25 protein-coding genes and 1 tRNA gene are annotated in these 24,078 nt (G+C 56.8%); 13 read left to right on the forward strand and 13 right to left on the reverse strand.

Features of this window, described 5'->3' with window-relative positions; genetic code table 11:
- Positions 1–4 precede the first annotated feature (4 nt).
- The 3 genes from GOB81_RS02575 to GOB81_RS02585 are packed head-to-tail and all read left to right on the forward strand — an operon-like array spanning position 5 to position 1,862.
- A complete protein-coding gene (locus GOB81_RS02575; protein ID WP_173568812.1) occupies positions 5–1,156 on the forward strand; it encodes a flagellar basal body P-ring protein FlgI in 1,152 nt (383 codons plus the stop codon).
- Entirely contained in the window at positions 1,153–1,470 is a 318-nt protein-coding gene (locus GOB81_RS02580) for a rod-binding protein (protein ID WP_173568813.1), read from the forward strand. Before GOB81_RS02575 ends, GOB81_RS02580 begins: the two co-directional genes overlap by 4 nt.
- A complete protein-coding gene (locus GOB81_RS02585; protein WP_173568814.1) occupies positions 1,467–1,862 on the forward strand; it encodes a flagellar protein FlgN in 396 nt (131 codons plus the stop codon). The genes GOB81_RS02580 and GOB81_RS02585 overlap by 4 nt, the downstream gene beginning before the upstream one ends.
- Before the next feature lie 101 nt (positions 1,863–1,963).
- Here GOB81_RS02585 and GOB81_RS02590 read toward each other — a convergent pair whose 3' ends face one another.
- A complete protein-coding gene (locus GOB81_RS02590) occupies positions 1,964–2,497 on the reverse strand; it encodes a hypothetical protein (RefSeq protein ID WP_173568815.1) in 534 nt (177 codons plus the stop codon).
- 491 nt (positions 2,498–2,988) lie between these two features.
- Between GOB81_RS02590 and mtnA the strand changes: the two genes are divergently transcribed.
- Positions 2,989–4,089, forward strand: a complete 1,101-nt coding sequence (gene mtnA, locus GOB81_RS02595; protein WP_173568816.1) for an S-methyl-5-thioribose-1-phosphate isomerase — start codon at positions 2,989–2,991, stop codon at positions 4,087–4,089.
- A 246-nt stretch (positions 4,090–4,335) separates the two neighbouring features.
- Positions 4,336–5,214 (forward strand): DUF2272 domain-containing protein, encoded by an 879-nt coding sequence (locus tag GOB81_RS02600; RefSeq protein WP_242010024.1) that lies wholly within the window; start codon positions 4,336–4,338, stop codon positions 5,212–5,214.
- 36 nt (positions 5,215–5,250) lie between these two features.
- Here the strand turns inward: GOB81_RS02600 and GOB81_RS02605 are convergent, their stop codons facing one another.
- Entirely contained in the window at positions 5,251–5,658 is a 408-nt protein-coding gene (locus tag GOB81_RS02605; RefSeq protein ID WP_173568818.1) for a rhodanese-like domain-containing protein, read from the reverse strand.
- Positions 5,659–5,796: 138 nt separating this feature from the next.
- On the opposite strand from GOB81_RS02605, the gene GOB81_RS02610 reads away from it, so the two are divergent.
- Complete coding sequence (locus GOB81_RS02610; RefSeq protein ID WP_173568819.1) at positions 5,797–6,837, forward strand: cysteine synthase A; 1,041 nt, start codon at positions 5,797–5,799, stop codon at positions 6,835–6,837.
- Between the two features lie 602 nt (positions 6,838–7,439).
- Here GOB81_RS02610 and GOB81_RS02615 read toward each other — a convergent pair.
- From GOB81_RS02615 to argC, 4 genes are all read right to left on the reverse strand, one after another.
- On the reverse strand, positions 7,440–8,630 hold the full coding sequence (locus tag GOB81_RS02615; protein WP_173568820.1) for a phosphoserine transaminase: 1,191 nt from the start codon (positions 8,628–8,630) through the stop codon (positions 7,440–7,442).
- A gap of 16 nt (positions 8,631–8,646) precedes the next feature.
- A tRNA-Leu gene (locus GOB81_RS02620) sits at positions 8,647–8,731 on the reverse strand.
- A 52-nt stretch (positions 8,732–8,783) separates the two neighbouring features.
- Positions 8,784–9,431, reverse strand: a complete 648-nt coding sequence (gene grxB / locus GOB81_RS02625; protein WP_173568821.1) for a glutaredoxin 2 — start codon at positions 9,429–9,431, stop codon at positions 8,784–8,786.
- Between the two features lie 3 nt (positions 9,432–9,434).
- Positions 9,435–10,373 carry an N-acetyl-gamma-glutamyl-phosphate reductase gene (gene argC, locus GOB81_RS02630; RefSeq protein ID WP_173568822.1) on the reverse strand — a complete coding sequence of 313 codons (939 nt, stop codon included), beginning with the start codon at positions 10,371–10,373 and terminating at the stop codon, positions 9,435–9,437.
- Between the two features lie 188 nt (positions 10,374–10,561).
- On the opposite strand from argC, the gene GOB81_RS02635 reads away from it, so the two are divergent.
- From GOB81_RS02635 to GOB81_RS02665, 7 genes are all read left to right on the forward strand, one after another.
- Positions 10,562–11,980 (forward strand): amino acid permease, encoded by a 1,419-nt coding sequence (locus GOB81_RS02635; RefSeq protein WP_173568823.1) that lies wholly within the window; start codon positions 10,562–10,564, stop codon positions 11,978–11,980.
- A 56-nt stretch (positions 11,981–12,036) separates the two neighbouring features.
- Positions 12,037–13,476 (forward strand): DUF2252 domain-containing protein, encoded by a 1,440-nt coding sequence (locus tag GOB81_RS02640; RefSeq protein ID WP_173568824.1) that lies wholly within the window; start codon positions 12,037–12,039, stop codon positions 13,474–13,476.
- Between the two features lie 176 nt (positions 13,477–13,652).
- The gene (locus GOB81_RS02645) at positions 13,653–14,831 is read left to right on the forward strand and encodes an ABC transporter permease (RefSeq protein ID WP_173568825.1); all 1,179 of its coding nucleotides are present in this window, start codon (positions 13,653–13,655) and stop codon (positions 14,829–14,831) included.
- 3 nt (positions 14,832–14,834) lie between these two features.
- Positions 14,835–15,680, forward strand: a complete 846-nt coding sequence (locus tag GOB81_RS02650) for an ABC transporter ATP-binding protein (RefSeq protein WP_173568826.1) — start codon at positions 14,835–14,837, stop codon at positions 15,678–15,680.
- On the forward strand, positions 15,670–16,656 hold the full coding sequence (locus GOB81_RS02655; protein ID WP_173568827.1) for an MlaD family protein: 987 nt from the start codon (positions 15,670–15,672) through the stop codon (positions 16,654–16,656). Before GOB81_RS02650 ends, GOB81_RS02655 begins: the two co-directional genes overlap by 11 nt.
- Positions 16,657–16,688: 32 nt before the next feature.
- Entirely contained in the window at positions 16,689–17,291 is a 603-nt protein-coding gene (locus tag GOB81_RS02660; protein WP_173568828.1) for a PqiC family protein, read from the forward strand.
- Between the two features lie 402 nt (positions 17,292–17,693).
- Positions 17,694–18,644, forward strand: coding sequence for a hypothetical protein (locus GOB81_RS02665; protein ID WP_173568829.1), 951 nt, complete (start codon positions 17,694–17,696; stop codon positions 18,642–18,644).
- A 437-nt stretch (positions 18,645–19,081) separates the two neighbouring features.
- Here GOB81_RS02665 and GOB81_RS02670 read toward each other — a convergent pair whose 3' ends face one another.
- The 7 genes from GOB81_RS02670 to GOB81_RS02700 are packed head-to-tail and all read right to left on the reverse strand — an operon-like array spanning position 19,082 to position 24,061.
- Positions 19,082–20,755, reverse strand: coding sequence for an ArnT family glycosyltransferase (locus GOB81_RS02670; RefSeq protein WP_173568830.1), 1,674 nt, complete (start codon positions 20,753–20,755; stop codon positions 19,082–19,084).
- Positions 20,749–21,534, reverse strand: a complete 786-nt coding sequence (locus tag GOB81_RS02675) for a glycosyltransferase family 2 protein (protein ID WP_173568831.1) — start codon at positions 21,532–21,534, stop codon at positions 20,749–20,751. Before GOB81_RS02675 ends, GOB81_RS02670 begins: the two co-directional genes overlap by 7 nt.
- A 16-nt stretch (positions 21,535–21,550) precedes the next feature.
- A complete protein-coding gene (locus GOB81_RS02680; RefSeq protein WP_173568976.1) occupies positions 21,551–22,045 on the reverse strand; it encodes a F0F1 ATP synthase subunit B family protein in 495 nt (164 codons plus the stop codon).
- Between the two features lie 22 nt (positions 22,046–22,067).
- Positions 22,068–22,685, reverse strand: a complete 618-nt coding sequence (locus tag GOB81_RS02685) for a F0F1 ATP synthase subunit B family protein (protein ID WP_338421298.1) — start codon at positions 22,683–22,685, stop codon at positions 22,068–22,070.
- 15 nt (positions 22,686–22,700) lie between these two features.
- Positions 22,701–22,925 carry an ATP synthase subunit C family protein gene (locus GOB81_RS02690; RefSeq protein ID WP_010667433.1) on the reverse strand — a complete coding sequence of 75 codons (225 nt, stop codon included), beginning with the start codon at positions 22,923–22,925 and terminating at the stop codon, positions 22,701–22,703.
- A gap of 52 nt (positions 22,926–22,977) precedes the next feature.
- Positions 22,978–23,727, reverse strand: a complete 750-nt coding sequence (locus tag GOB81_RS02695) for a F0F1 ATP synthase subunit A (protein WP_173568832.1) — start codon at positions 23,725–23,727, stop codon at positions 22,978–22,980.
- 28 nt (positions 23,728–23,755) lie between these two features.
- Complete coding sequence (locus GOB81_RS02700; RefSeq protein ID WP_173568833.1) at positions 23,756–24,061, reverse strand: AtpZ/AtpI family protein; 306 nt, start codon at positions 24,059–24,061, stop codon at positions 23,756–23,758.
- Positions 24,062–24,078: the final 17 nt, after the last annotated feature.

Genomic DNA, 24,078 nt, shown 5'->3' on the forward strand with positions numbered 1-24,078 from the left:
CGGAATGACCTTTTTTTCTCGCAGGTTTGAAACCCGGAATCCCAAGGTGTTTCGCCTGTTTTCGACGCTCCTTCTCGGCATCTCCATTCTGATTCAGCCCTTCTCCGCTGAGGCGGCCCGGGTTCGAATCAAGGATATTGCCGACTTTGAAGGAGTCCGGACCAACCAGCTTATCGGTTACGGACTTGTCGTCGGTCTTCATGGCACGGGCGATAAGCTGACCAATGTGCTTTTTACCCGCGAAACGCTCATCAGCATGCTCAACCGTCTGGGCGTGAACATCCGTGACCGTGAAATCCAGCTGCAAACCCATGATGTCGCTGCCGTCATGGTCACGGCCGATCTCCCGGCTTTCTCGCATGGAGGCGGCCGAATCGACGTTACGGTTTCCGCAACGGGTGATGCCACTGACCTCACAGGAGGCACTCTCCTTGTCACCCCGCTTATGGCGGCTGACGGAGAGGTCTATGCCGTGGCGCAGGGGTCACTGGCGACCAATGCTTTCAGTGCCAAAGGTGCCGCCGCATCGATCGTTCATAACATTCCGACCAACGGTCATATCGCCAATGGTGCGGTTGTCGAACGTGAGGTGCCGGTTGATCTGGCCAACAAGAAACAATTGCATCTCTCTCTGCGAAACCCGGATTTCACGACTGCCACCCGAATGGCGCAAGCGATCAATTCCAATATTGGCGGCAATATCGCCAGGGTCATGGATCCCCGCACCATCGCTCTCGATCTTACAATGCGGGACAATATCCAGTCCCTGTCGCTGATCGGTGACCTGATGGTCGAGCCCGATACTCTCGCCAAGGTCGTGGTCGATGATGCGAGCGGAACAATCGTGATCGGCAATGATGTGCGCATCAGCACGGTCGCGATCGCACAAGGCAATCTGACCATTCAGGTGACCGAGACGCCGATCGTGTCTCAGCCGGGACCGATGTCGAATGGGACCACCACGGTTGCGCCGCGCACCAGCATCAATGTGAACAACGGGAACAATGCCAAGCTGGGTATTCTGAGAAACGGACCTGCTCTCAGCGATCTGGTATCGGGCCTCAATGCCCTTGGTGTTGGACCCCGCGACATGATTTCAATTCTTCAGGCCATCAAGGCCGATGGCGCATTACAGGCAGATCTGGAGGTCCGATGACGACGGCCATTAAAAATCTGATGTCTCCGGGCACTTATACAGTCCAGCAGTCCAGCGGCTCAGAAACGGTAGATCCGAAGATATGGAAGACCGCCAAAGATTTTGAATCCATGACGATCAACCAGATGCTGGAGCCCATGTTTGACACTGTGGATACGTCAGCCGGTTTCTTCGGTGGTGGCGTGGGAGAATCAAGCTTCAAGCCCATGCTGACCACGGAAATGGCCAAACAAATCGAAAATAGTGGTGGCCTCGGTCTGGCCCCATCCGTCTATCACCAAATGCTAGAAATGCAGGAGAAGGCAAAGCAATGAACGAAGCCCTATCTGTCATTGACAGCGCAACATCGATCCTTGAGGAAGAAAACAGCAACATTACGGACGGAAATATAACGGCTGTTGCTGGGCTTTTCAAAAGGAAGGAAGCCGTTCTTGCGCGGCTGAACAGTCTGTCGATGGAGTGCAAAAGCAAGGCCCCATCTGAAGTCTGTTGTTCAGCGGAAGTGCGAGACGCGGCAAAGAAACTGGAGACCGCAATTGAGTTGAATCGCACACTTCTAAAGAGAGCGATGACAGCGCAGGCGCATATCATTCAGTTGCTGACAAGTGCAGTTACCCGGCCAGACACCAAAACTCCTTACGGAAAGAATGGGTCTTACAATTCAGCTCAAAAAATGCATGGAAAGACTTATCGCAAGAACGCCTGAGAGACCCTTTAAGCGTTCAGGTAATGTGTGCGGATACTTTAAAATAAAAAACGGGAGCAGTGTGCTGTAATCAACACCCTACTCCCGCATATATTCTATATTTAGCCGCGACGAGCTACTCGCGACGTCGTCTTGGCTCGCGCTGCCGAACGCTTTGCTGGTGCTGCAGCAACCGGTGCAGTTTTTTCAGCTGCAAGTCTGTCCAGCCGCTTTTGCTTTCTGGCGGTCTGCGTATGACGGAGCTTTTCAACGGCTGACAGTTTCACCTGAGCGGCCTCTTTCCGGGGCGTGCTCTTGCTAGCTGCTTTCGCAGAAACCTTGGGGGCCGCTTTTACTTTTTCCACGATCTTCGGTGCGCGTGCTTTGGCGGGGGCCTTGGCGACTACGGGGGCAGCTTTTTTCATAACAGCCGCTTTCTTGGGCGCAGCGGCTGTCCGTGCCGTCTTGGCTGCTGGCTTCGCAGGAGCAGCTGCGGCCACGCGGGTTTTTGCGCGACTGGTCACAGTCTCTTCCACCACGGCCTTCTTACGGCCTCTTGTGGCAGGGGCCGGAGTGGAAGCAGTGACTTTCTGTCGTGCGGCTGGTTTGGCAGCAGGAGCAGGCGTGGCTGCTGACTTGCTTGGTTTTCTGGCCATGATTTTGTCTTATCCCGTCAAATCGACATCAGGCTGCATTTGCAAACACTGAAGTATTTATTGAAACTTTCTAAGGAATTGACTTCAGAATCTACCCTTCAATCTCATCGAAAAGGTGATAATTCAGCCGTTTCCTCACTATTTAATTTGATTGCAATATAGATTCGACATGGCGTTTGCAACATCATCAATCTGCGGTTCTGTAAGAAAACACGTTCCCACGCAGCAGAAAGCCCCCCGCCCATCCACTGCAATTTAAAAATTCACTTCCCATGACAAGGAAGTATTACGCGCATGTGCCTGAGAAAATAACTTTCAAAATATGGAAAACCCCATATGCACTCCCGTCATATCTAGAGCTTTCGCAACTGGTTTCGTCGAGCGTATCTCGCCTGACATATGCATCATCCGATAAAAGCTATTTGTGATTCTGTCTTTGTTTCGCTATTTCTTTCGCATCTTAAATTTCCTCTGCGACAGGATGGCGTGGCATGAAAATCAACGGCGTACCGTATCGCAGTGTGTGGATCGATCAGACGGACAACCGCACCGTCTGCATCTTTGATCAAACGAAACTGCCTTTTTCCCTCGTGACATTGCAGCTTACGACATCAGCCGAAGTCGCGCATGCCATCACCTCCATGCAGGTTCGAGGCGCTCCCCTGATCGGAGCGGTGGCGGCTTATGGTCTTGCCCTGGCACTGAGCAAGGATGCCAGTGATGCCGCAATGGAAGATGAAGCGGCAATGCTGGCGGCTACGCGGCCGACCGCCATCAATCTCCGCTGGGCCATTGAGCGTATGCTGACGAAATTACGTGCTGTGGCAGAAAAAGATCGCGTCGCAGTGGCCTATGACGAGGCTGGACATATCTGTGATGAAGATGCCGCACAGAACGAAGCAATCGGCCGACATGGGCTCGAATTGATTCGCGAGATCGCAAAAAACAAGAAATCAGGCGAAAAAATCAATATCCTGACCCACTGCAATGCAGGCTGGATCGCGACGGTTGACTGGGGTACCGCTCTCGCCCCTATCTACATGGCGTATGATGAAGGACTGCCGGTGCATGTCTGGGTCGATGAAACCCGACCTCGTAATCAGGGTGCCGCTCTTACGGCGTGGGAGCTGGGCAGTCACGGTGTGCCGCATACCGTGATCGTGGATAACGCGGGCGGTCACCTTATGCAGCACGGCAAGGTGGATCTGGTCATCGTCGGCACTGACCGTGTCACGGCGCAGGGCGATGTTGCCAACAAGATCGGCACGTATCTCAAGGCGCTGGCCGCTCACGACAATGGAATCCCCTTTTGGGTCGCCCTGCCCTCCACCACCATTGACTGGCGGGTCAGAGACGGTCTGCGGGAAATTCCCATTGAGGAACGTTCGCCGCAAGAAGTCACCACCGTGACCGGTGAGACCGCAGCGGGTGAATTGCAGACAGTCCGGATCACACCACAGGGCAGCAATGCAGCGAATCCCGCCTTTGACGTGACACCTGCCCGACTGGTCACAGGTTTGATTACCGAACGGGGCCGGTGCACCGCCAGCGCCGAGGGTCTGCGCAAGCTGTTTCCCGGGAGCATCTCCTGAAATCGTCGCGTCTTGTCCGGCATCCGATCAACTGGCGGATCCTCACGGTCCGCCAAGACTTTGAAACGCATATAAAAAGGAGAGAGACGTACCGGACGCCATCTTCCTGTATGCGCCGGTTGGCGTTAAACAGACTCTAACATTATGTCTGACAGTCAGCCGTGGGCACATGCTGCCCCACTCAACCGGGGAACCAGAGGAAGCTCTGGCATGTAGATGACCAAGATCGTGGCCCGCAAATCCTTCATGCTGTGTGTGGCTCTGGCGGCCACTTCCTGCTCCCCTCATCCACAAGTTTCGCCCACTCCGGCACAAACACCGGTCGCCCAGTATCGCGGTGGTTTCGGCACCCTTGCCTATGATCCTCATGTCCCGGACTTCGCCACACGAAACTTTACGCCCTTCAACCGGCAGGATGTCGTGGCAATCGCAATGCGTGAGTGGCGCCTCTTTGGCATGCCGGTCGATGATGACGACCCCGAACTGCGCCCGGAACCCACCACTGCAAGTGTAAAGCCCGAACGCGCTCCCGGCCTGTGGCAACGGGTCGGTGAATACTGGTGGATTGGGCAGGACCCGCAGGAAACGGAAGCGTCATGGAGCGGAAAATACGATGCCGAAGGGCGCATTTTTCCGTTCGAAAGTGATGGTCATTACGCCTGGTCAGCAGCTTTCATTTCATATGTGATGCGTGTGGCGGGTGCGAACGATCGCTTCCCCTATTCGCCCAATCACTCGACCTACATCAACGCAGCGGCTTCCGGCCAGTCCACAGGTCTGAGGGCACACGATCCCGGCAGTTACGTGCCTAAGCTGGGTGATCTTATCTGTACCGGGCGTGGAGGCAGCAAATCAGTCCGTTTCTCCAGCTTGCCCACGTCTTATGGCTTCCCGGCTCATTGCGGTTTTGTCGTCGCAACAGGTCAAAATGGACAGCCCTTCGGTCGGCAGCTGAGTATTATCGGCGGCAACATCGACGATGCCGTGGCGCTAACGCACGTCCCGACAGATTCCAACGGCGCTGTGGCTTCAGCCGATGGGCACAGCTACGACACACGTTATCCGTGGTGTGCCGTGCTCGAAGTGCTGTATGACGCGGACGCAGAGCCGGACGCTGGTCGGTAAAACCAGCACCTCTCCGGGGTCACGGCTTTCCTGTCGTCAGTTCTGGCGCCAGGGCAGACCCTCGGCCTTCCAGCCCGAGACTACTCCGCGATGCATGTCACCGTTGAGCGGACCTTCAAAGCCATCCTCAACATTAAAAACCTTTTCGAACCCGTCGCCAGAGGCGGCGATGGCAGCAGAGCGACTGCGTGCCCCCGAGCGGCAGATGAAATAGAGCGGCTGGGATTTGTCGATGCCGGCTCCGCGCAATTCCTCAAGGAACTGACCGTTGATCAATCCACCCAGAAACTGCCAGCTGATGGTATAAACCCGCCGTCCCAGTTTCGAGATATCCGGCACCCCGACGAACTGCCATTCTTCAGGCGTTCTAACGTCAATCAGATACGCACCCGCATCTTTTTCGAGCGCGTCCCAGGTCGCGCGCGAGGGGATGTCTTTCACCATTTTCCCAGAAACTCCAGACACTCAGATTTCGGGATGTTGCGTTATTGCCCGCAGGCATGCTCCATCCATGGCAAACCTGATTGCATGCGGTGACAACACGCGCTAGCCCCAATCTCAACAGGACAAAAGGCAGACAGCATGACCTCGACACCCAACTCCCTGTCGCTTCCCGGCTGGACCACCAGCTCGCGTGACATGACAGGCGCCATCGGCGGCACTCCTCTGATCCGTCTGACACGTGCGTCGGAAGCGACGGGATGCGAGATTTTCGGCAAGGCCGAGTTCATGAATCCCGGTGGGTCCGTGAAGGATCGCGCGGCGCTGGCGATCATCGAGGATGCCGAGAAGCGTGGTCAGCTCAAGCCGGGCGGAACCATTGTTGAAGGCACGGCAGGTAATACCGGCATTGGCCTCACACTTGTCGCCAATGCCCGTGGATATAAGTGCATCATCATCATGCCGGAAACGCAGAGTCAGGAGAAAATCGATTTTCTCCGCATGATCGGTGCGGATCTGCGCCTCGTCCCTGCCAAGCCTTATCGTGACCAGGGCAATTACGTACATGTCTCGCGCAGGATTGCCGAAGAGAACGGCTTTCTCTGGGCCAACCAGTTTGACAATGTGGCCAACCGCGAAGGCCACCGCCATACTACGGCCCCCGAAATCTGGGAGCAGCTCGACGGCCGCGTGGATGCCTTTACCTGCGCCTGCGGCACCGGCGGCACACTGGCGGGAACAGCGCTCGGTCTTGAAGATTGCTCTCGTCAGGCTGGCACGGAGCGTCCGGATATCGTTCTCGCCGACCCTGAAGGTTCTGGTCTTTATGGCTGGGTGAAGTCCAATGATCTGTCTGTGAGCGGCTCTTCCATCACCGAAGGTATTGGCCAATCCCGCATCACGGCCAACCTTGAAGGGGCTCCGATTGACGATGCGGAGCGGATTCCGGATGCGGAAGCGCTGGAACAGATTTACAGCCTGCTCATCCACGAAGGACTTTCCGTGGGTGGCTCTTCGGGCATCAATGTCGCGGCTGCCATCCGCGTGGCCCGACGCCTTGGAGCAGGCCACCGGATCGTGACGATCCTGTGCGACGGCGGAGCCAGATATCAGTCCAAGCTGTTCAATCCGGAATTTCTGCGCTCGAAGGATCTTCCTGTGCCATCATGGCTCGATAAATAAACATATCGGGATAGAGATTTGATTATTCAGCATTTCCTTTTTTAAGGCCAATAAAAAGAAAATGCTGACTTTCGATCTTAGGAAGATCAGGCAAGTATCTTATTATAAAGCATAAAATAACCTAGAAAGCGCAGGGAGGTGTGTTTTCCAAGGGAAGTAAGCTCTACGCCGCAGGTGATAGGTTAGGCAACGGGACGGTCATTCGTCCCCCAGCGCTCCCCGTCCGACTTCGGAGCAAAATCATTGCGCGCACTCGTCATGCACAATGACATTCACACTCAGGAAATGTGGGTTGGTCTGACACTTGCACGGGGGCTGTGAAGACAAGCGGTCGATACGCTCTCAGCCTTCCCTATGTTGCGGACATAGGGAAGGCTTCTCTATCAGCGCCACCAGCCAGAACCCCCACGCCCCATGATCCGGCTTTGTGAGCAATTAAGAAGACAGCCCGCTGGCACCATCAAGGCATGCCAGCATGCAGTATTTTTACTGAACTCCGACATCTTTTTTAGAAAACAAAAACCGGGAACGATGAGTGTAAAGCGCCCTCATCGGTAAGAAATCATTCTCCCCGATGAGGCTTGCCTGCAATCCAGATGGGACTACCGAGTGAATGTATGTCTCGCCTCAGCTTCCGCCCAGTCGAGCCAGGGAAGAAGGGCCGCGATATCCGAGGTTTCGACCGTCGCGCCACCCCAGATGCGTAGCCCCGCAGGCGCATCTCTGTAGCTGGCAATGTCGTAAGCCACACCTTCACGGGCCAGAAGACCGGCGATCTCTTTCGCTGCTTTGGCCTGCGTTTCCTCATCCAGCACTGTGAACCACGGCGCCACAATACGCAGACAGATCGCCGTGCTGGATCGGGTGGCTGCATCCCGAGCGAGAAACTCAGCCCATTCAGATGTCTTTTCCCATGCTTCCACAGCAGCCAGATTGGCTTTGCTACGGGAGATCAGACCTTGCAGACCACCCGCACTTTCAGCCCATCTCAATCCGTCGAGCGCATCTTCCACGCAGAGCATGGAGGGCGTGTTGATCGTGTCGCCCCGGAAAATACCTTCGATCAGCTTTCCCTTGGACGTAAGCCGAAAAACCTTGGGCAGAGGACGTGGCGCAGGGCCTTCTTCGAGGCGAGCGACAGCGCGGGGTGACAGCGCCAGCATCCCATGCGCGGCCTCTCCACCGAGGACCTTCTGCCACGACCACGTCACCACATCGAGCTTCTCCCACGGCAGGTCCATGGCAAAGGCCGCAGAAGTGGCATCGCAGATCACCAGCCCTTCATGGTCGGCGGGGATGGCCGCATCGTCAGGCAGCTTAACGCCAGAGGTCGTGCCATTCCATGCCAGCACCACGTCCCGGGACCAGTCCACGTCTGCGAGGGATGGCAACGCGCCGTAGTCGGCCGTCAGCACACGGGCATCGAGTTTCAACTGGGCGGTAATGTCGTTTGCCCACGTCGCGGAAAAACTTTCGAAGGCCAGAACATCAACGGGGCGCGTGCCGAGCAGCGACCAGAGGATCATCTCAACCGCTCCGGTATCGGAGCCGGGGACGATCCCGAGCCGCCAGCCTTCCGGCATGCCAAGAACGGCGGCAGAACGGTCAATGACCTCTTTCAGCCGGGCCCGTCCTTCCGGAGCGCGGTGCGAACGACCGAGCAATGCACCGGAAAGAGCTTCAATCGTCCAGCCCGGGCGCTTGGCGCAGGGGCCGGAGGAAAAGGCAGGATTAGCAGGGCGTGCCAAAGGCTTGCCCGGACGAGAAGACACAGGCGTTGCGGTAACTGTCATGAAACATCCGGAATGCTGGTGCGAGAGGGGGGATTCGAACCCCCATACCTAAAAGGCGGTCGATTTTGAGTCGACTGCGTCTACCATTCCGCCACTCTCGCGACTGCCTGTCCTCTACCAGCATCTGCGCCTTCAGGAAAGACGCCAATCCGTTCAGGCGGCGTGTTCATCCATCAGAGGCACGCGCGAAAGACGCGCCATGGTCTGGCGATAATGCTCGACCTCTGGAGGATAGATGACACCCTTGATGATCGACATGCTGTGCAGCGTGGCGAACAGATGGATATCGTCGGTCGAAAGCGTACCATTCACGGCTTCAACCGACCGTATCAGCGGAGCGAGCGTCTGGAGGTGGGTGTTGAGTGCCGCGACAAAGTCGGACCCGTCCTCCAGCAAGGTGGCGAACTGCCCGCAGGATGGTTCTTTCTTGCGCACAAAATAGGCGCGTGCGGCTGTCGTGGCGAATTCGGGGAATGGCGCACACGCGACACGCGGCAGCATGAGCTTGTACAGGATCGGTCCGGCAGCGGACAGCCAGTCGGAGATGGGCGGACTGACGGTTTCGGACAGCCGGTTTTTCCCGATATTGTCGATATGGGCGACAATATCCATGCTCTCGCCCATGAATTTCCCGTCTTCTTCGAGAATAGGCAGCAGTTTCCGGCCGATCATCCGGATCGGGCCGGCCTCGTCATCATTCAAAAGATATCTGATCTCGACCGGAATGTCCTTGAGGCCGAAAATCATCCGCGCCTTTACGCAAAACGGACAATGTTCATAAACGTAAAGTGTGCGGACCATCGTTCATTCTCCTCTCCCGGGGGAGACACCCAGCATCAGCGCGATATTCTGAATCGCCGCGCCGGACGCTCCCTTCCCCAGATTGTCCAGTCGCGCCGTCAGCACTGCGTTCCGCCCTTCGTGGTCGGCATGGACACGAAGCTCCATGCCGTCCTGTCCAGCCAGCGCGTCAGCCACAAGGGTGTTCTCAGCCTTGCAAACGGTCACGAAAGATGAAGCGACATAGCGCTTCTCAAGAATGACACGCAGATCTTCGACAGTAGTTCCCTTCTCCAGAAGATTCATGTGGATCGGGATCGAGACGATCATGCCTCGTGGAAAATGCCCCACTGACGGCACGAAAACCGGACGGTGCTCAAGAAGCGCGTGGCTCCGGATTTCAGGCAGATGCTTGTGGGCAAGATTCAGCCCGTACAGCAGGAAGGCGGGGCCCCCTTCGCGCTCCTGTTCCTCGATCATGGACCGTCCGCCACCGGTGTAGCCACTGATGGCGTTGATCGTCACCGGAAAGTCGGGGGCCATCACTCCTGCATCGACAAGCGGGCGCAAAAGCGCGATGGCGCCCGTCGGGTAGCAGCCGGGGTTAGAGACACGGTTCGCCCGCATGATCGCTTCGGGCTGGTCCTCGGAAAGTTCGGGAAACCCGTAAACCCAGCCGGGAGCCGTGCGGAACGCCGTGCTTGCATCAAGGATTTTGGGGGCTTTTCGTCCATCGGTGGCCAGTTGCTCAACCATCGCGACCGCCTCTCTCGACGCGTCATCGGGCAGGCACAGCACCACCAGATCCGCCTCGGCCATCGCCTCGACCCGCGCCTGAGGGTCCTTGCGGCGCGCCGGATCGACCGAATAGATCCGCACGGGCAGCGAGAGAAGACGCTCGCGAATTTCGAGCCCTGTCGTTCCCGCTTCGCCATCAATGAAAACAACGGGTTCGGCCATCATGTCCTGCTTTCCTTTGCCGTATTCCGGTTCTCTATAACCATCCGGACTCTTCTGACGCGAGTCAGTTGGATGTTCATACACCTGAGAGGGCTTTGACACCCAAATGTCATAGTTACTTGCATCGCCGTTCAGCCTTCGGCACACTTCCGTAACGATTAATCAATGTCCATGACGGGATGAAGGTGGGAATGCAGGAAGTGACGGGGCCAACTGCCGGGCAGGATTCCGTGAGCCAGCTCAAAAGCCGTCATGTCACTATGATTGCTCTCGGCGGCGTTATCGGAGCGGGCCTGTTCGTTGGCAGCAGCGCGGCCATTGCCAGTTGCGGCCCTGCCGTCCTGCTGACCTTCGCCTTCACGGGTATTCTCGTCATGGGCGTCATGCGCATGCTGGGCGAGATGCTGATTGCGCGTCCGGGGCTGGGTTCGTTCATCGATTATATCCGCGAAGGCTGCGGTCCGCGGGCCAGCTTCATGTCGGCATGGCTCTACTGGGCATTCTGGGTTGTCACCGTCGGCAGTGAGGCCATCGCCGGAGCGATCGTGCTGCAAAACTGGTTCGCCCTGCCCGTCTGGCTGATGGCCACGCTGCTCGTTATCGCTGTCGTGCTGATCAATGTGACGGCGGTGGGCATCTTCGGTGAATGTGAGTTCTGGCTCTCCCTCATCAAGGTCACATGCATCATCGCTTTTTGCGCTGTGGCCTGCGTGTATCTGACCGGAATTCTCGGTGGCCATCCGACACCGGTCAAGAATTTCGTGGGGCATGGAGGTTTCATGCCCCACGGCTGGGCGGCGCTGCTCTCCATTCTGCCGACCGTGCTGTTTTCGATGGTCGGCAGCGAGATCGCAACCGTCGCCGCGGCTGAATCAGCCGATGCCACGCGCAGTATCGCGCAGGTTACACGCACGATCGGCACCCGGATCAGCATCTTCTATATCGCGTCGCTCTTCCTCGTCCTGTGCGTGAAGCCATGGGATCAGATTGCCCCTGGGCAGTCGCCGTTCGTACTGGCCATGGAGGCCATGCACATCCCCGGCGCTCCGATGATCATCCGGATCGTCGTTCTCAGTGCGATCGTTTCCTGCCTGAACTCCTCCCTCTACGTGACGACACGCACGCTCCGCGGACTTGCCCAGCGCGGCGAAGCCCCGGCTCTCCTCGGTGTCACGGCTGGAAATGGAACGCCACGCGCAGCCGTACTGTTTTCGGGGCTGGTCGGGCTTCTCGTCGCCTTCTCCTCCATTCTTGCACCCGGCACGGTCTTTGCCTTCCTGCTGAGTGCGACGGGTGGCGTGATGCTGTTTGCCTACCTGTTCGTGGTGGTGGCCCACCTGCGCCTGCGTCGGCAGGCCATCGCCAGCGGTGCATCATGGCCGTATGTCGGCGTGCCGTTTTTTCCGATTGCGAATTATCTGGTGATTGGCGCCGTGCTCTTCGTAATCGCGGCAATGCTGGTCGAGCCTGAGCAACGCTCCACTGTCATTGCGAGTGTGGGGGCGTTCCTAGTCGCGGCTGTGGCGTTCAATTTTGTGCGACGTCCCGACGCCAGAAAAACCGTGACTCCACCGCTGAGGATGGACACTTCCACCAGTCCGTCCCGATAAGACAGGTTCTCGGAGGCCAGCGTGACAGAAAGGGCATCAGGGACCATGATGCCGCAATGAAACGCAAAGCTGCCCCTGAAGTCGCTGTCAGCCACTCAGAAACGCCCTTCCTGAACCGTGTCGAGCGCCAGAAACATGGCGTTGCGCTTCGGAAGACCGCCAATCGTGCGAGCCATGCCGACTGGTCTCCTGCCTCAGGGCGAGCGATGCCGCTGGAGCAACTGGCCGGTCAGGGAGCCACGCGCATCCCCGCCCTGCTGCCGGTTCGTTATTCCCGCATGAAAGCATCGCCTTTCGCCTTTCTGCGCGGAGCGGCGATCATCATGGCGAACGATCTCGCCAATACCCCTACCAGCGGCCTGACAGTGCAGTCCTGTGGTGACTGCCATCTGGCGAATTTCGGAAGCTATGCCTCGCCTGAAGGGGTGCCGGTTTTCGATATCAATGACTTCGATGAGACGCTTCGCGCTCCATTCGAATGGGATGTGAAGCGTCTGGGAACGTCTCTTGTTCTTGCAGGCATGGAAAACGGCCTCTCCGACAAGAACTCGCGCCTGCTTGCCGAGAGAATGACGCAGACCTACGCCGCCCAAATGACCCGTCTGGCGGCTCTCTCACCGCTGGAAGTGTGGGCCGACCGCATCGACCTGATGGCCGCGATCAATAATTTCACGGATCAGAAGGTCCGTGATCGCGTCAAGGCTCAACTCCAGCGTCGCATGGACAGCGCCGATCATCACTTCGACCTTGTCGATGTCAGTGGCAGCGTCCCGTCCCTCTGCGAGCATCCCCCTCTGGTGGTGCGACTGAATGCCGAAGATGACACCATCCGGTCTGCGTTCCGCCGGTATCTGTCCACCCAGCCCCCCGAACGCGCCATTCTGCTTGAGCGCTACCGGCTTCAGGATGTCATTTTCAAGGTCGTCGGCGTCGGTAGTGTCGGCATGTTCTGCGCCATCGGCCTGTTCGTCACGGCGGACAACGAGACGTTGCTGCTCCAGATCAAGGAAGCGCAGACATCCGTGCTCGCGCCTTTCACCGCCCCCTCTCCGCTCCACAATCAGGGAGAGCGTGTCGTCGCCGGTCAGCGGATGATGCAGGCCGTGTTCGATCCTTTTCTGGGCTGGACCCATACGAGTACGTCGCCAACAACCGCTGCCGCATCCCCGGTTCTCACCGAGACGCCCGAGGAACGGCAGTTTTACGTCCGGCGACTGAAAGACACGCGTCTTGCGGCGATCGGTTCCGACGTGGCGCAGGAAGGACTGGCGGACTACGCGCTTCTGTGCGGTCGCACTTTGGCCCGTGCGCATGCCCGCACCGGAGACGTTGCCGCCATCGCTGGCTATCTGGGAAAAGGACGGGGTTTCTCGGATGCCATCGCCTCGTTCTCCGCGCAGTATGCACGCCAGACCCGCTTCGACTGGGAAATGTTTTGTAAAAATCTCTCGCCGGACAATACTCTTCCGGAGCCGCACTCATTCCGAAAGCCGTAAGGACACAGCGTGACGCGCGGATATCCCCGGTTGACCGAAGATATCTGGCGTCACGATGGCTGCGTGCATCGCAAAAATCACAGGGATCACGAAAGAGTTATCGCCTGATGGCTTTTGCCACCGGCCTTCCTCTGCTGGTCAAGCACCTTAATTTGGCTTAGATTTTCATCCCATCCATGAACACTTCCCAATCCAGTGGCCCGGCGACAGCCAGGAGCGACAATCACGATCATCCTGAATGGGCCATCGCACCAAGCGGCAACGAAGCGGTCCTGCAGGTCTCAGGAGACTGGATCGTCGACGAGGCTGTACCTGCCAGCCTGCCTGACGATGCGTTCAAGGCAGTACAGGGCGGTTCCGGTTCGGCTTTGACAGTCGACACCACGCGGATCGGCCGCTGGGATTCTTCCCTCGTTTCTTTTCTCTGGAGCGCGAAACAGGCTGCTGCCAGAACCGGCATGACCTTCGATGTCAGTCAGCTTCCTCGCGGTATGCAGCGGCTGTTTTCGCTTCTGCCGGAAACACCTCAGGCCCCTGCAACGCCCCACACCTGCATTCCCAATCCGTTCCGGACCAGCGGCATCTTCACGCTCGCGACTCTGGACGAAATCGGAGCGGTCACGACTCTCGGTATTGAGACTGCCCGCACCGCCCCAAAGGGACTAAGCGGTCATGGCGGCATGCGACTACGCGATCTGCTGTCCAATATCTTCGATGCGGGACCATCCGCCCTGATCATCGTGAGCGTGGTCAACTTCCTTGTGGGTGCAATTCTTGCCTTCGTAGGCGCTATCCAGCTCCAGAAGTTCTCGGCCGATATTTATGTCGCGAACCTTGTGGGAATCGCCTGCGTCCGCGAACTTTCCGCCGTGATGACCGCGATCATCATGGCCGGTCGCACAGGCGGCGCTTATGCCGCCCGCATCGCGACCATGCTGGGAAATGAGGAAATCGACGCCCTTCAGGTCTTCGGCATTCCCATCTCAAGCTACATTCTGCTCCCCGCAGTCCTCTCCCTGATGATCATGATGCCGCTGCTCTATCTCTATGGCTGCCTGATGAGCATTGCAGGTGGTTATACGGTGGCCGTCGGTATGCTGCCCGACATCACCGGCGCCGGTTACATTCACCAGACCTTCTATGCGATCGATCTCCATCAGTTCGAATTCGGCTTCATGAAGTCGATCGTCTTCGCCGTCATGATTGGTCTGACGGCCTGCCGGATCGGCCTTAAAGCTGGCAGGAGCGCCGCAGATGTGGGAACCGCCGCCACGTCCGCCGTCGTGGTGGGCATCGTCGGTGTCATCGCGCTTGATGCGATATTTGCCGTCATCGCCAATGCGGTAGGCATCTGAGCAATGGAAAGAGACGCCACCTCACAAGCTACGCAGACCCTGCCGACAGACGAGGTTTTGCTGTCCCTGCGTGACATCACCATCGGTTACGGCAGCAAGATCATCCAGCAGAACGTCTCGATGGACGTAAAGCGTGGCTCGATCTTCGCCATCATGGGAGGCTCCGGCTGCGGCAAGAGCACCATCCTTCGCAGCATGATCGGCCTGCTTCGTCCCAAATCGGGTGGATACACGGTCGACGGCGATGATTACTGGACGGGCCCCGACAGTCATCGCACCGCACTCAACCGCCGGTTTGGCGTACTGTTCCAGAGCGGAGCCCTCTGGTCGTCCATGACGGTCGGAGAAAATGTGTCTCTCCCTCTGGAGATGTTCACGCGTCTCGACAAGACGATGACCCGCAATCTGGTTGAGCTGAAACTGGGATTTGTCGGCCTCTCGCACGCCATTGATCTTTATCCGTCGGAAATCTCCGGGGGCATGCGAAAACGTGCCGGACTAGCGCGGGCGATGGCGCTGGATCCGGATATTCTGTTTTTCGATGAGCCATCCGCCGGACTCGATCCCATCACGTCCGCACGTCTGGATGATCTCATTCTCAGCCTGCGGGACGGACTCGGCGCGACAATCGTGATTGTCAGTCACGAACTGCCCAGCCTGTTCGCCATCGCCGATGACGGTATTTTCCTTGACGCTCAAACAAAGACACCGATCGCACATGGCGCGCCCCGTGACCTGCGCGCTCACTGCACGGATCCACAGGTCCATGCCTTCATGAACCGCGAAGCCTACACCGAGGCGTCACCCGCTGAGCCAGCCACGAAAGGCCCGATTACCAATGGCCACTGATTCAGGAGCAACCCGGCAAACTCTCGTCGGCCTGTTCGTTACAGGCGGCGCTCTTCTGGGAGTGCTGGCACTCATATTTTTCGGCAATATGAATCTGTTTTCCAAAAACACGCGCGCAGTCATCGTGTTTCAGGATTCAGTGGCCGGGCTAGCGGTCGGCGCGCCCGTGACCTTCCGGGGGGTGCGGATCGGTTCCGTGGACAGGATTACCCTGCGTTATGATCCGCAAACCAACGTTGCCTATATTCCGGTCGAAATTACCCTTGAATCGAGCCAGATCCATGTCCTGCACAACGCGGATTCTGGGGCACAGTCGCTTGGCCTGAAAGAAGTCGTGGCCAATGGATTGCGGGCCGAGCAGAATCTCCAGAGTTTCGTGACAGGCACTCTCAACATCAATCTGGATTTTTTCCCCGGTTCGCCAGCGGAATTTCATCCTCGTGTGAGCACTCTCCCGGAAATTCCAACCCATCTGTCCGCCATGCAGAAGATCAAGGAGACCATCACGGATCTCCCCCTCAAGGAACTTGCGGCACATGCTGACGAAGCTGTGCTGTCCATCCGGGATGTGGCTGCCAAGCTGGACCGCGACCTGCCGCCGCTGGCCATCAGCCTGCAGGAAAGCTCCAAAGATGCCCAGAAGACCCTGACAACCGCCACGAACGCCATCAATGACCTGCAGGGCAAGCTGGACACCACACTTCTGGACATTGACCGTCTGATGCGCACCGGCAATGCCCAGCTTGAGAGCCGTGGATCTGACCTACACAACACTCTGACAAGCGCGACACGGGCGACGGATCAGGCCCGCAAGACGCTGGAAGGTGTGCAGGGAATCCTTTCTCCACGCTCGGCCGATCGTGACAATCTGGACTCCGCTCTGCGTGACATCTCTGCCGCGGCGGCATCGCTGCGTGGATTTGCCAGCGATGTCGAGCGAAACCCGCAGCTTCTCCTGATGGGACGTCACCAATGAGGAACAGCGCCAACTTGCAGCAGGAGGCACAGATGACCTCAGCACGAAAGAGCAGCCCAGCTCTGGTTCTCCTCCTGACAGCCCTCTCCCTCGCGGGCTGCGCCAGCCCGCCGTTGCGACTCTACACTCTTGAAGGACCCGCAACGGCCGGTTCCGCTGTCACTGGTCCCATCGCGGCTGGAGCGCCGGTTGTCGAAGTCCGCAGAGTGTCTCTGCCCGACTATCTCGACTCTCAGGATATCATCACCCGGGACGGCACCTCGCTCAGTCGCAGCCCTAACGGACGGTGGGCGGAACGGCTGTCAAATGGCATGACCGACCTCATCAGCAGCCGGATCGGAGCTGCGCGGCCGGATCTTTTCGTGACAGAACAACCTTTCACAGCGAACACTTCTGCCCGGCTTGCCATCACGATCTCGCGGCTCGACCTTCCCCGTTCCGGTCAGGCGACGATGGAAGCGAGCTGGGCTTTCATCCCGTCAGACGAACATGAGCCTGAACAACTTGAGCGCGGTGTCTTCACGGCCTCGGGTCCACTGACGACAGATGGCGATTCCGTTGCGATAACAGATAACCTTGTCCGTCAGCTCAGTGACCGCATCATTCACTCACTTCCACAAGGCTGGCACGGCTAAGCCAAGCTGTATTCAAAACACCCTATTTACGGAGAGCGGTGTAGGGTGACCGCTCTCCCAGCGAAGGATGGTCCGAAGGCCTCGACCTATCCAGAACTGAAAGTCAGGTCGTTCGAGTTATGCCTTTATGGCAGGCCTGTTTGGAAAATTATTCGCAAAGTAATTTACAGTTACACAATTACAGGTGTTTTGTTAAAAAAAACTCTACGCAACACTACTGAGATGTTTTGCTGCAAAATCGTTCGCCTTCTTGCATGATGCGAATGCTACAGTTTTGCTTAAGCCGCCTCTCGGCTCACAATGCGTGTGCGCCCTTTATCGCGCGTCTGGAAAGAAGACTCGTACGTTAAGTTCTTCCACTCACTTTTCGTAGACGAGACGACCATGGGATATCCGTATTTTATGATGTACCGCCTCTTCCTTTCTGCTCTCGGGCTTATGGCCACGGCGCATGCAGCACAGGCGCAGGACGCGAGCAGCAACATTCAGGCTGCACTGGATGCTTGCCATGCCGGGAAAGGAGGCTGCATCCTGGATTTTCATGGGGAAAGAAAAATTCTCCAGAAAACCATAAAAGTAGATCCAGAATTATCCAGCATTCGTAATGCGGTTTTTGAATGCCGCATGCCTTCCGGGACCTGCCTTTATATTTCGGAAGAAGGTTATGGACATCGGAATAACCCGACGACCAACCGTCTGGAGAACGTCACGCTCTTTGGCAATAAAACTATCGATGGCATAACGATGAATTACGATGTGCCGAAAGATTACGTCACTGATGCAGCCATGACGCTTTCAGGCGTCTCCATCCGTGGATTCAACCATGGTCTCGTGCTGGCGAACGGGGTGTGGGGCGTTGATATGTTCAATGTCACGATCGGCGAGGGAAACATTGGAATATACGTTCCGCCCGGGACAAAAGACGCTGGTGAGCGCAGTACATTTGTAGGCGGGACAATTTATAACAATGCTCAGTTCGGTCTGGACGAGGAATCAAGTGCCGAAATCAACTTCGTCGGCACGAGTTTTGATTATAACGCCCAGCAAATGATCCTGAATGGTCCAACTGACTTTACCGGGCATATTGAAAATACTCAGAACGGCAAACCGGAAATCATTTTGAATGCGCTGCCAGGTGTTCCTGCGGGCTCTATCTATATGAGTGCAGGATCCACCATTACCGTTAATGGCTGGAATCCTCAGGCCCCCAAACAACCTTGCTACGTCGAGACCAAAGTCTCCTGGAGCAATATTGTGCTTCCGGCCACACTTTATGGATTTGGCGGCACTGAAGGTGGCATCTGTGGACCCGGCAAGGTCGTGACCTGGGATCGCCAGCCTCCTCATTTTTGAAGGCAGACCATCGGGGAATTTAATTAACAAGCAGGCAAATGCTCGCAAGATTAACGTTTTAAAAAGTATTTCCCCTTAACGTCTCTCAAGTAACGCAAACCAGCGTGAATATTACGGAGCGATAAGGGGTATCGATATGCGTATAGTTGAAGCGGCGAGACTCATTACCACAGGCCGCATCGCCCCTGAGTTGTTGTGGCAGATAACATCGGTGCCCGAGCGTGTTACCATTGCTCTACTGGCGGGCCGCACTGACCTTCTTCCTGATTCCGCGAATACACCGACGTCCGCGTGGAAAGAAATGGATACTCGCTGCCGCACGCTTGTCCTGCGCAGGGCCCCCGCCTATGTCCGACGCTGTCTGCCGGGGTATATACCTTCTCTGAGTCCATTTTCTGCAGTAGCAGGCATGGCGCGGGCAAACGTTTCACATCCGGCTACTGCGGGTGTGCCCCATACAAACCAATATCAAGCCATTTCCCTGTCGAGTAATTGAAGCCTTTGATGCGTTCATACTCATTCAACTGAACTGAATATTTCTGGGCAGAAGCTGCAAATGTCGGGAAATCTTTTTGCGCGACAAGCGCGAGTCCGCATTGGCTGTTTTTGCTCAACATCGAAGCCGCAGCATCAGGTGTGTCCAGCGAAACATTACCGTGCATCAAAAACACAAAACTTGGTTCAGAGAACGAACTGGACATCACCCTGCTATCAGGACAGGATTTGTGACGCTCGACCATGGATACCAGTCTTGGGGCCAGCCAGATTGAGTGTAATCGGGGAATCACTCCCAGAAACAGGCTGGTATATATGACGACGGCGGCAGCCATTGCACTTAAAGCCGCTCGCTTCATTTTTCCAACGACAACATTCCGCGCAGCAAGCACTAACGGCGGCACACTCCCTACCATCCCCAGCCATGCTTCCACCGGTGCATGACCTTCCAGAACGATACTCAGGACGATACCCGCGACAGCAAGTGCACTCCCGATCGCAAGGCAGATACAGCCGTAAAAACCGATCAATACCCTGCCCCATCGCTTTTGGGGCCAGAGCCATCCCTGTTCGGTTTTACACAATGCGGCAGCCGTCAATATCGCAATGGCTGGGTACGTTGGCAAAACGTAATGCGGCAGTTTCGTCGCAATCAGTTCGAAGACGATCCAGTGCGGTACAATCCAGCAGAGCAGAAACTGGAACTGCCATATTTTTCGTCTGGCCCAGATAAAAGGAAAGGCAGCGACAGCAAAAAAAGACCCAGGCCAAAATGCCAGAGCGAAAACCGCAAGATGAAATCCTGGGAAGCCACCATGTGCTTCCTGGCCCTGGCCAATCTTCCCAAGGAAATTGCGCCCCACTGCACGCTGGAAGAATTCACCATGACTGATCAGACCAATAGCAACGCACCAGGGCACCACGACCGCCAGCATCACCAGCCAGCCCCATTGAAAGCGTAACCGACGCAGCCAGCTTCCATTGCGTTCAACGAGGGCAAGCGTCAGAGGGGTGCCGAGACCGGGAATCAATACCACCGGCCCTTTCAGCATCAGCCCGCATCCAAGGGCCAACCAGAACAGAAGCGCCCACCAGGCAGATGTCGGTCTTTGAGCTTCGCGATCCTGCAGGACCGACAGTACAGCCGCTTCCGCCAGAAGAACTGCAAAAAGAAGGGCGCTATCAATTGTGGCCATCCGCCCTTCGGCTGCCGCCAAGACTGATGTCGCCAGCAAAGCTCCGGCCATCAATCCTGCCGAAGGTCCAAAGAGAATGGCTCCCATCCATGCCGTGAGCCCTGCCGCTGCGGTCATGGCAACCAGAGACGGCACCCGATAAGCCCATACCGCACGGTCTTTCAGAGTGCCTGAAACTGAAACAGCCGCAGCTTCCAACCAGTAGATACCAGCGGGCTGGAGATAGCGAGGCTTGTCCTGAAAACGAACATCAATGAAATCATGGGTTTCAAGCATCTGTGCCGTCGCCTGCATATAGCGCGGCTCATCCCGATCAAACGGGGGAATGGAGGCTCGTCCTGGCAGCAAAAAAAGAAATGCGCCAAAGACCAGAAGCAGGAGGCGAAGTCCCCACTTCCGGGTAAGGACTTGCTTCAACATTCCTGAACGGTTTTGGGAAGCCGGGTGCGGTTTCGCAACCACATCACGCCCAGAAGATCCCGCACACCCACCACAGCGCGCCCCAGATTGGTATATTTGGACTCACCATGCAGGCGCGAACGATGACCGACAGGTTTGCATACCAAAGGCACGCCATAAGTTTTGAGCAATGCCGGCAAAAACCGGTGCAAGCCTTCAAACTGGGGTAAATTCAAAAAATCTTGCCGCAAAAACACTTTCATCGGAGCCCCGGTGTCAGGGCATCCGTCATGAAGCAATTTCTGTCTGAGACCATTGGCGAAACGAGTGGCAATTCGCCGCCAGACCGTATCCTGACGTTTCAGACGTGTTCCAACGACCAGCGGCGCACGGTGTCGTTGCTCTTCTGCCAGACCAAGATCCAACAGAAGCGGAATTTCCGCCGGGTCATCCTGTCCATCACCGTCAATGGTGGCAATCCAGCGCCCTCTGGCGTTACGGATTCCCGTTCGCAATGCTGCCGATTTTCCGCAACGACGGTCATGACGGAGAATACGCAACTGGCCGAGACCGGCAATTGTCGCTCGTGCTTGCCTGAGTTTTTCAACCGTCCCATCCTGGCTGCCATCATCAACGAAGACGATCTCGCAAGCAGGCAAGGACGACAATACGGTTGCCAGCTCCTGACAAACAGGCAGGATATTATCCTGCTCATTGAGCACGGTCACAACCACGCTCAAAACACAAGCGCCCGTTGAGGCATTCTTATCCTCAACGGGCGTTGTGTTGTTCTCAGTCAAAGACAAATCCAGAAACTCAGGCTGCGTGAGCCGTCAGGGATGCCGGAAGATCGGCAATTGCCTTGTCGATAAAGGCAGAAGCCGACTGGGCATCAATCGTCTCACCAATAACGCGACGCGCGCTGCCGAAAGCTGCTTCGACCGCTGCCGCACGAACTTCTTCAACCGCAGCGCGTTCAGCTGCGGAAATCCGGTCACGCGCCATCTGCTCGCGCCGACGCAGCATTTCTTCAGCATCCAGACGCGCTTTAGCTGCCATATCCTCGGCCTGCTTGCGTGCCTGCTCCACGACTGCATTCGCTTCGGCGTAAGCCTGCTCACGCTCGCGCATGGCATCTTCTCGCATCTGCTCTGCTTCCCGCCGAAGGCGAGCGGCTTCTTCAAGCTCTACGCGGATGCGATCAGCGCGGGCATCAAGAAGCTGGGTAAGCGGCTTCCAGATTTTCGGTCCAAAAACGGCAAAAAACAGCACGAAGGACGTTGCGTACCAGAAGCCAGCTTGCTGAAAAATAGACACCGACCTTATCTCCTCGTCACGCTATCGCTTGCCGCGACGCAGCCTCAGAAGCCACCTGATGAGCAACGGCTGTTTCGATACGAGCCCGATCAGGCCGGGAGCCTGTCAGCTTCTGAACCAGTGTTTCGGCAACATCCGAAGCTATTGGTTTCAGGGATTCCAAAGCGCGTGCCCGCTCGGCAGCCACGGCTTTTTCAGCTGATGTGATCTCGGTTTCGAGTTTCGCACTCAATTCCGCCAGACGGGCAGCTGCCGCTTTCCGCTCCTGATCAAGAACCGCATCGAGATGCGCCTGCGCTTCGGCAGATGCAGCCTTCTTGGTCTCATTCAGTTCACGAACGGCGTTGTCAGCTTCCACCTTTGCGGCATGAGCCTGATCCAGATCACCGTTAATCCGCTGATTACGGTTCGTCAGAACAGTTTCGACGCGAGGAAGAGCCCACCCACGCAATGCGAGGTAGAAAAATAAGAAAATACCAGCACCCCACACAACCTGCCCCGTCAGGAGCGGGTTGTGGAAGTCAAGCTGGGGCATACCCGCCGCGCGCGCGCCGGGCGCCGCCGCCATGAGAAGCGGCAGACTCGAAACTCCCGCAGCAAGGGAGCGACGAATCAGGGAAACCGGATGACGCACGAGGCTACTCCGTCCTCAGACGAACAGGATAAGGAAGGCGATCAGCAGGGCGAACAGCGCGACTGCTTCAGTCAGCGCAAACCCAAGCATACCGAGGCCGAACACATGCGGACGGGCAGCAGGATTACGGGCGATGCTGCTGACCAGCGTCGAGAAGATGTTGCCCAGGCCAATGCCGACACCGGCAAGAGCGATAACAGCGATACCGGCACCAATTTCGCGGGCTGAAGCGAGGTCCATTTTGGTTTTCCTTGTTTACGAAGAAGCGCGAACAGACGGGGTCTGCCCCAACTCAGTGGGACACGGCCTCCCGCAGATAGATGCAGGTCAGGATGGCAAACACATAAGCCTGCAGCACACCAACCAGCAATTCCAGCCCCATCAGCGCGACATTGATCACGAGCGGGCCCACAGCAAGCACGTCACCGATGAAGCCAAGACTGGCGAGCATGACGACGAAGCTTGCGAAGATATCGAACATCACGTGGCCAGCCACCATATTGGCGAACAGTCGGATCGACAGGCTGACGGGACGTGAAAGAAAGGAGAGGATCTCAATCGGCACCAGCAGGGGAGCAAGCAGCATCGGGGCACCAGCAGGCATGAAGTGCGCGAAGAACTTGAATCCCTGAACCTTCAGCGAAACAACGATGGAGAGCAGAAATACCATCATCGCGAGCGCAAATGTGACAGCGATATGGCTCGTAAAGGTATAAGAGTACGGGAGCAGGCCGAGATAGTTACCTGCGAGGATGAAGAAGAACAGAGCGAAGATGAACGGGAAGAAAGCCGTTCCTTCTGGACCGATTGTATCCACGGCAAGGTTATGGATGAACTCATAGCAGATTTCAGCCGCTGCCTGCAGACGACCGGGGACGACTGCGGCAGGCTTCATGCCGAAATGCAGGAACGCGAGAACAATCAAACAAGCCACAACCATGAAAACCGGCGCCTGACTGAAGCGCAAAGCTTCTCCCAGACCACCGAAAATCGGATGCAGCTCGAACTGCTCGAGCACGTTGATACTTGAACCGCCCGCCAACGCCATTCTCCCCGGCCCTTGTGACCGCTCAGGACTCTTTATTTTTTCGTTCCAGCGACTGCATCAGCCGCCAGACATTCAGGATACCGGCACTACCACCGAGCAATGCGAAGATCACGAGAAAAAGAGCACGAAAGTGAAACCACCGGTCCACCGCCCATCCTGCCAGCACTCCAACAACAAGCCCGCCAAGCATTTCGCTTCCCGCCCGCGAAGCCAGAGAGAGGAGTGATCTGTCCTCCTCATCCGGCTTGCCGGTTTTCGGCTGCTCCACCGCGACACGCTTCTGCGCGGCACGGAGACGTTCGTCAAAGGAATTTCTGTCCTCGGTCATTCGCACCTCCCGATCGG

It is taken from the genome of Acetobacter conturbans, from assembly GCF_011516755.1.
GTDB lineage: Bacteria > Pseudomonadota > Alphaproteobacteria > Acetobacterales > Acetobacteraceae > Acetobacter > Acetobacter conturbans.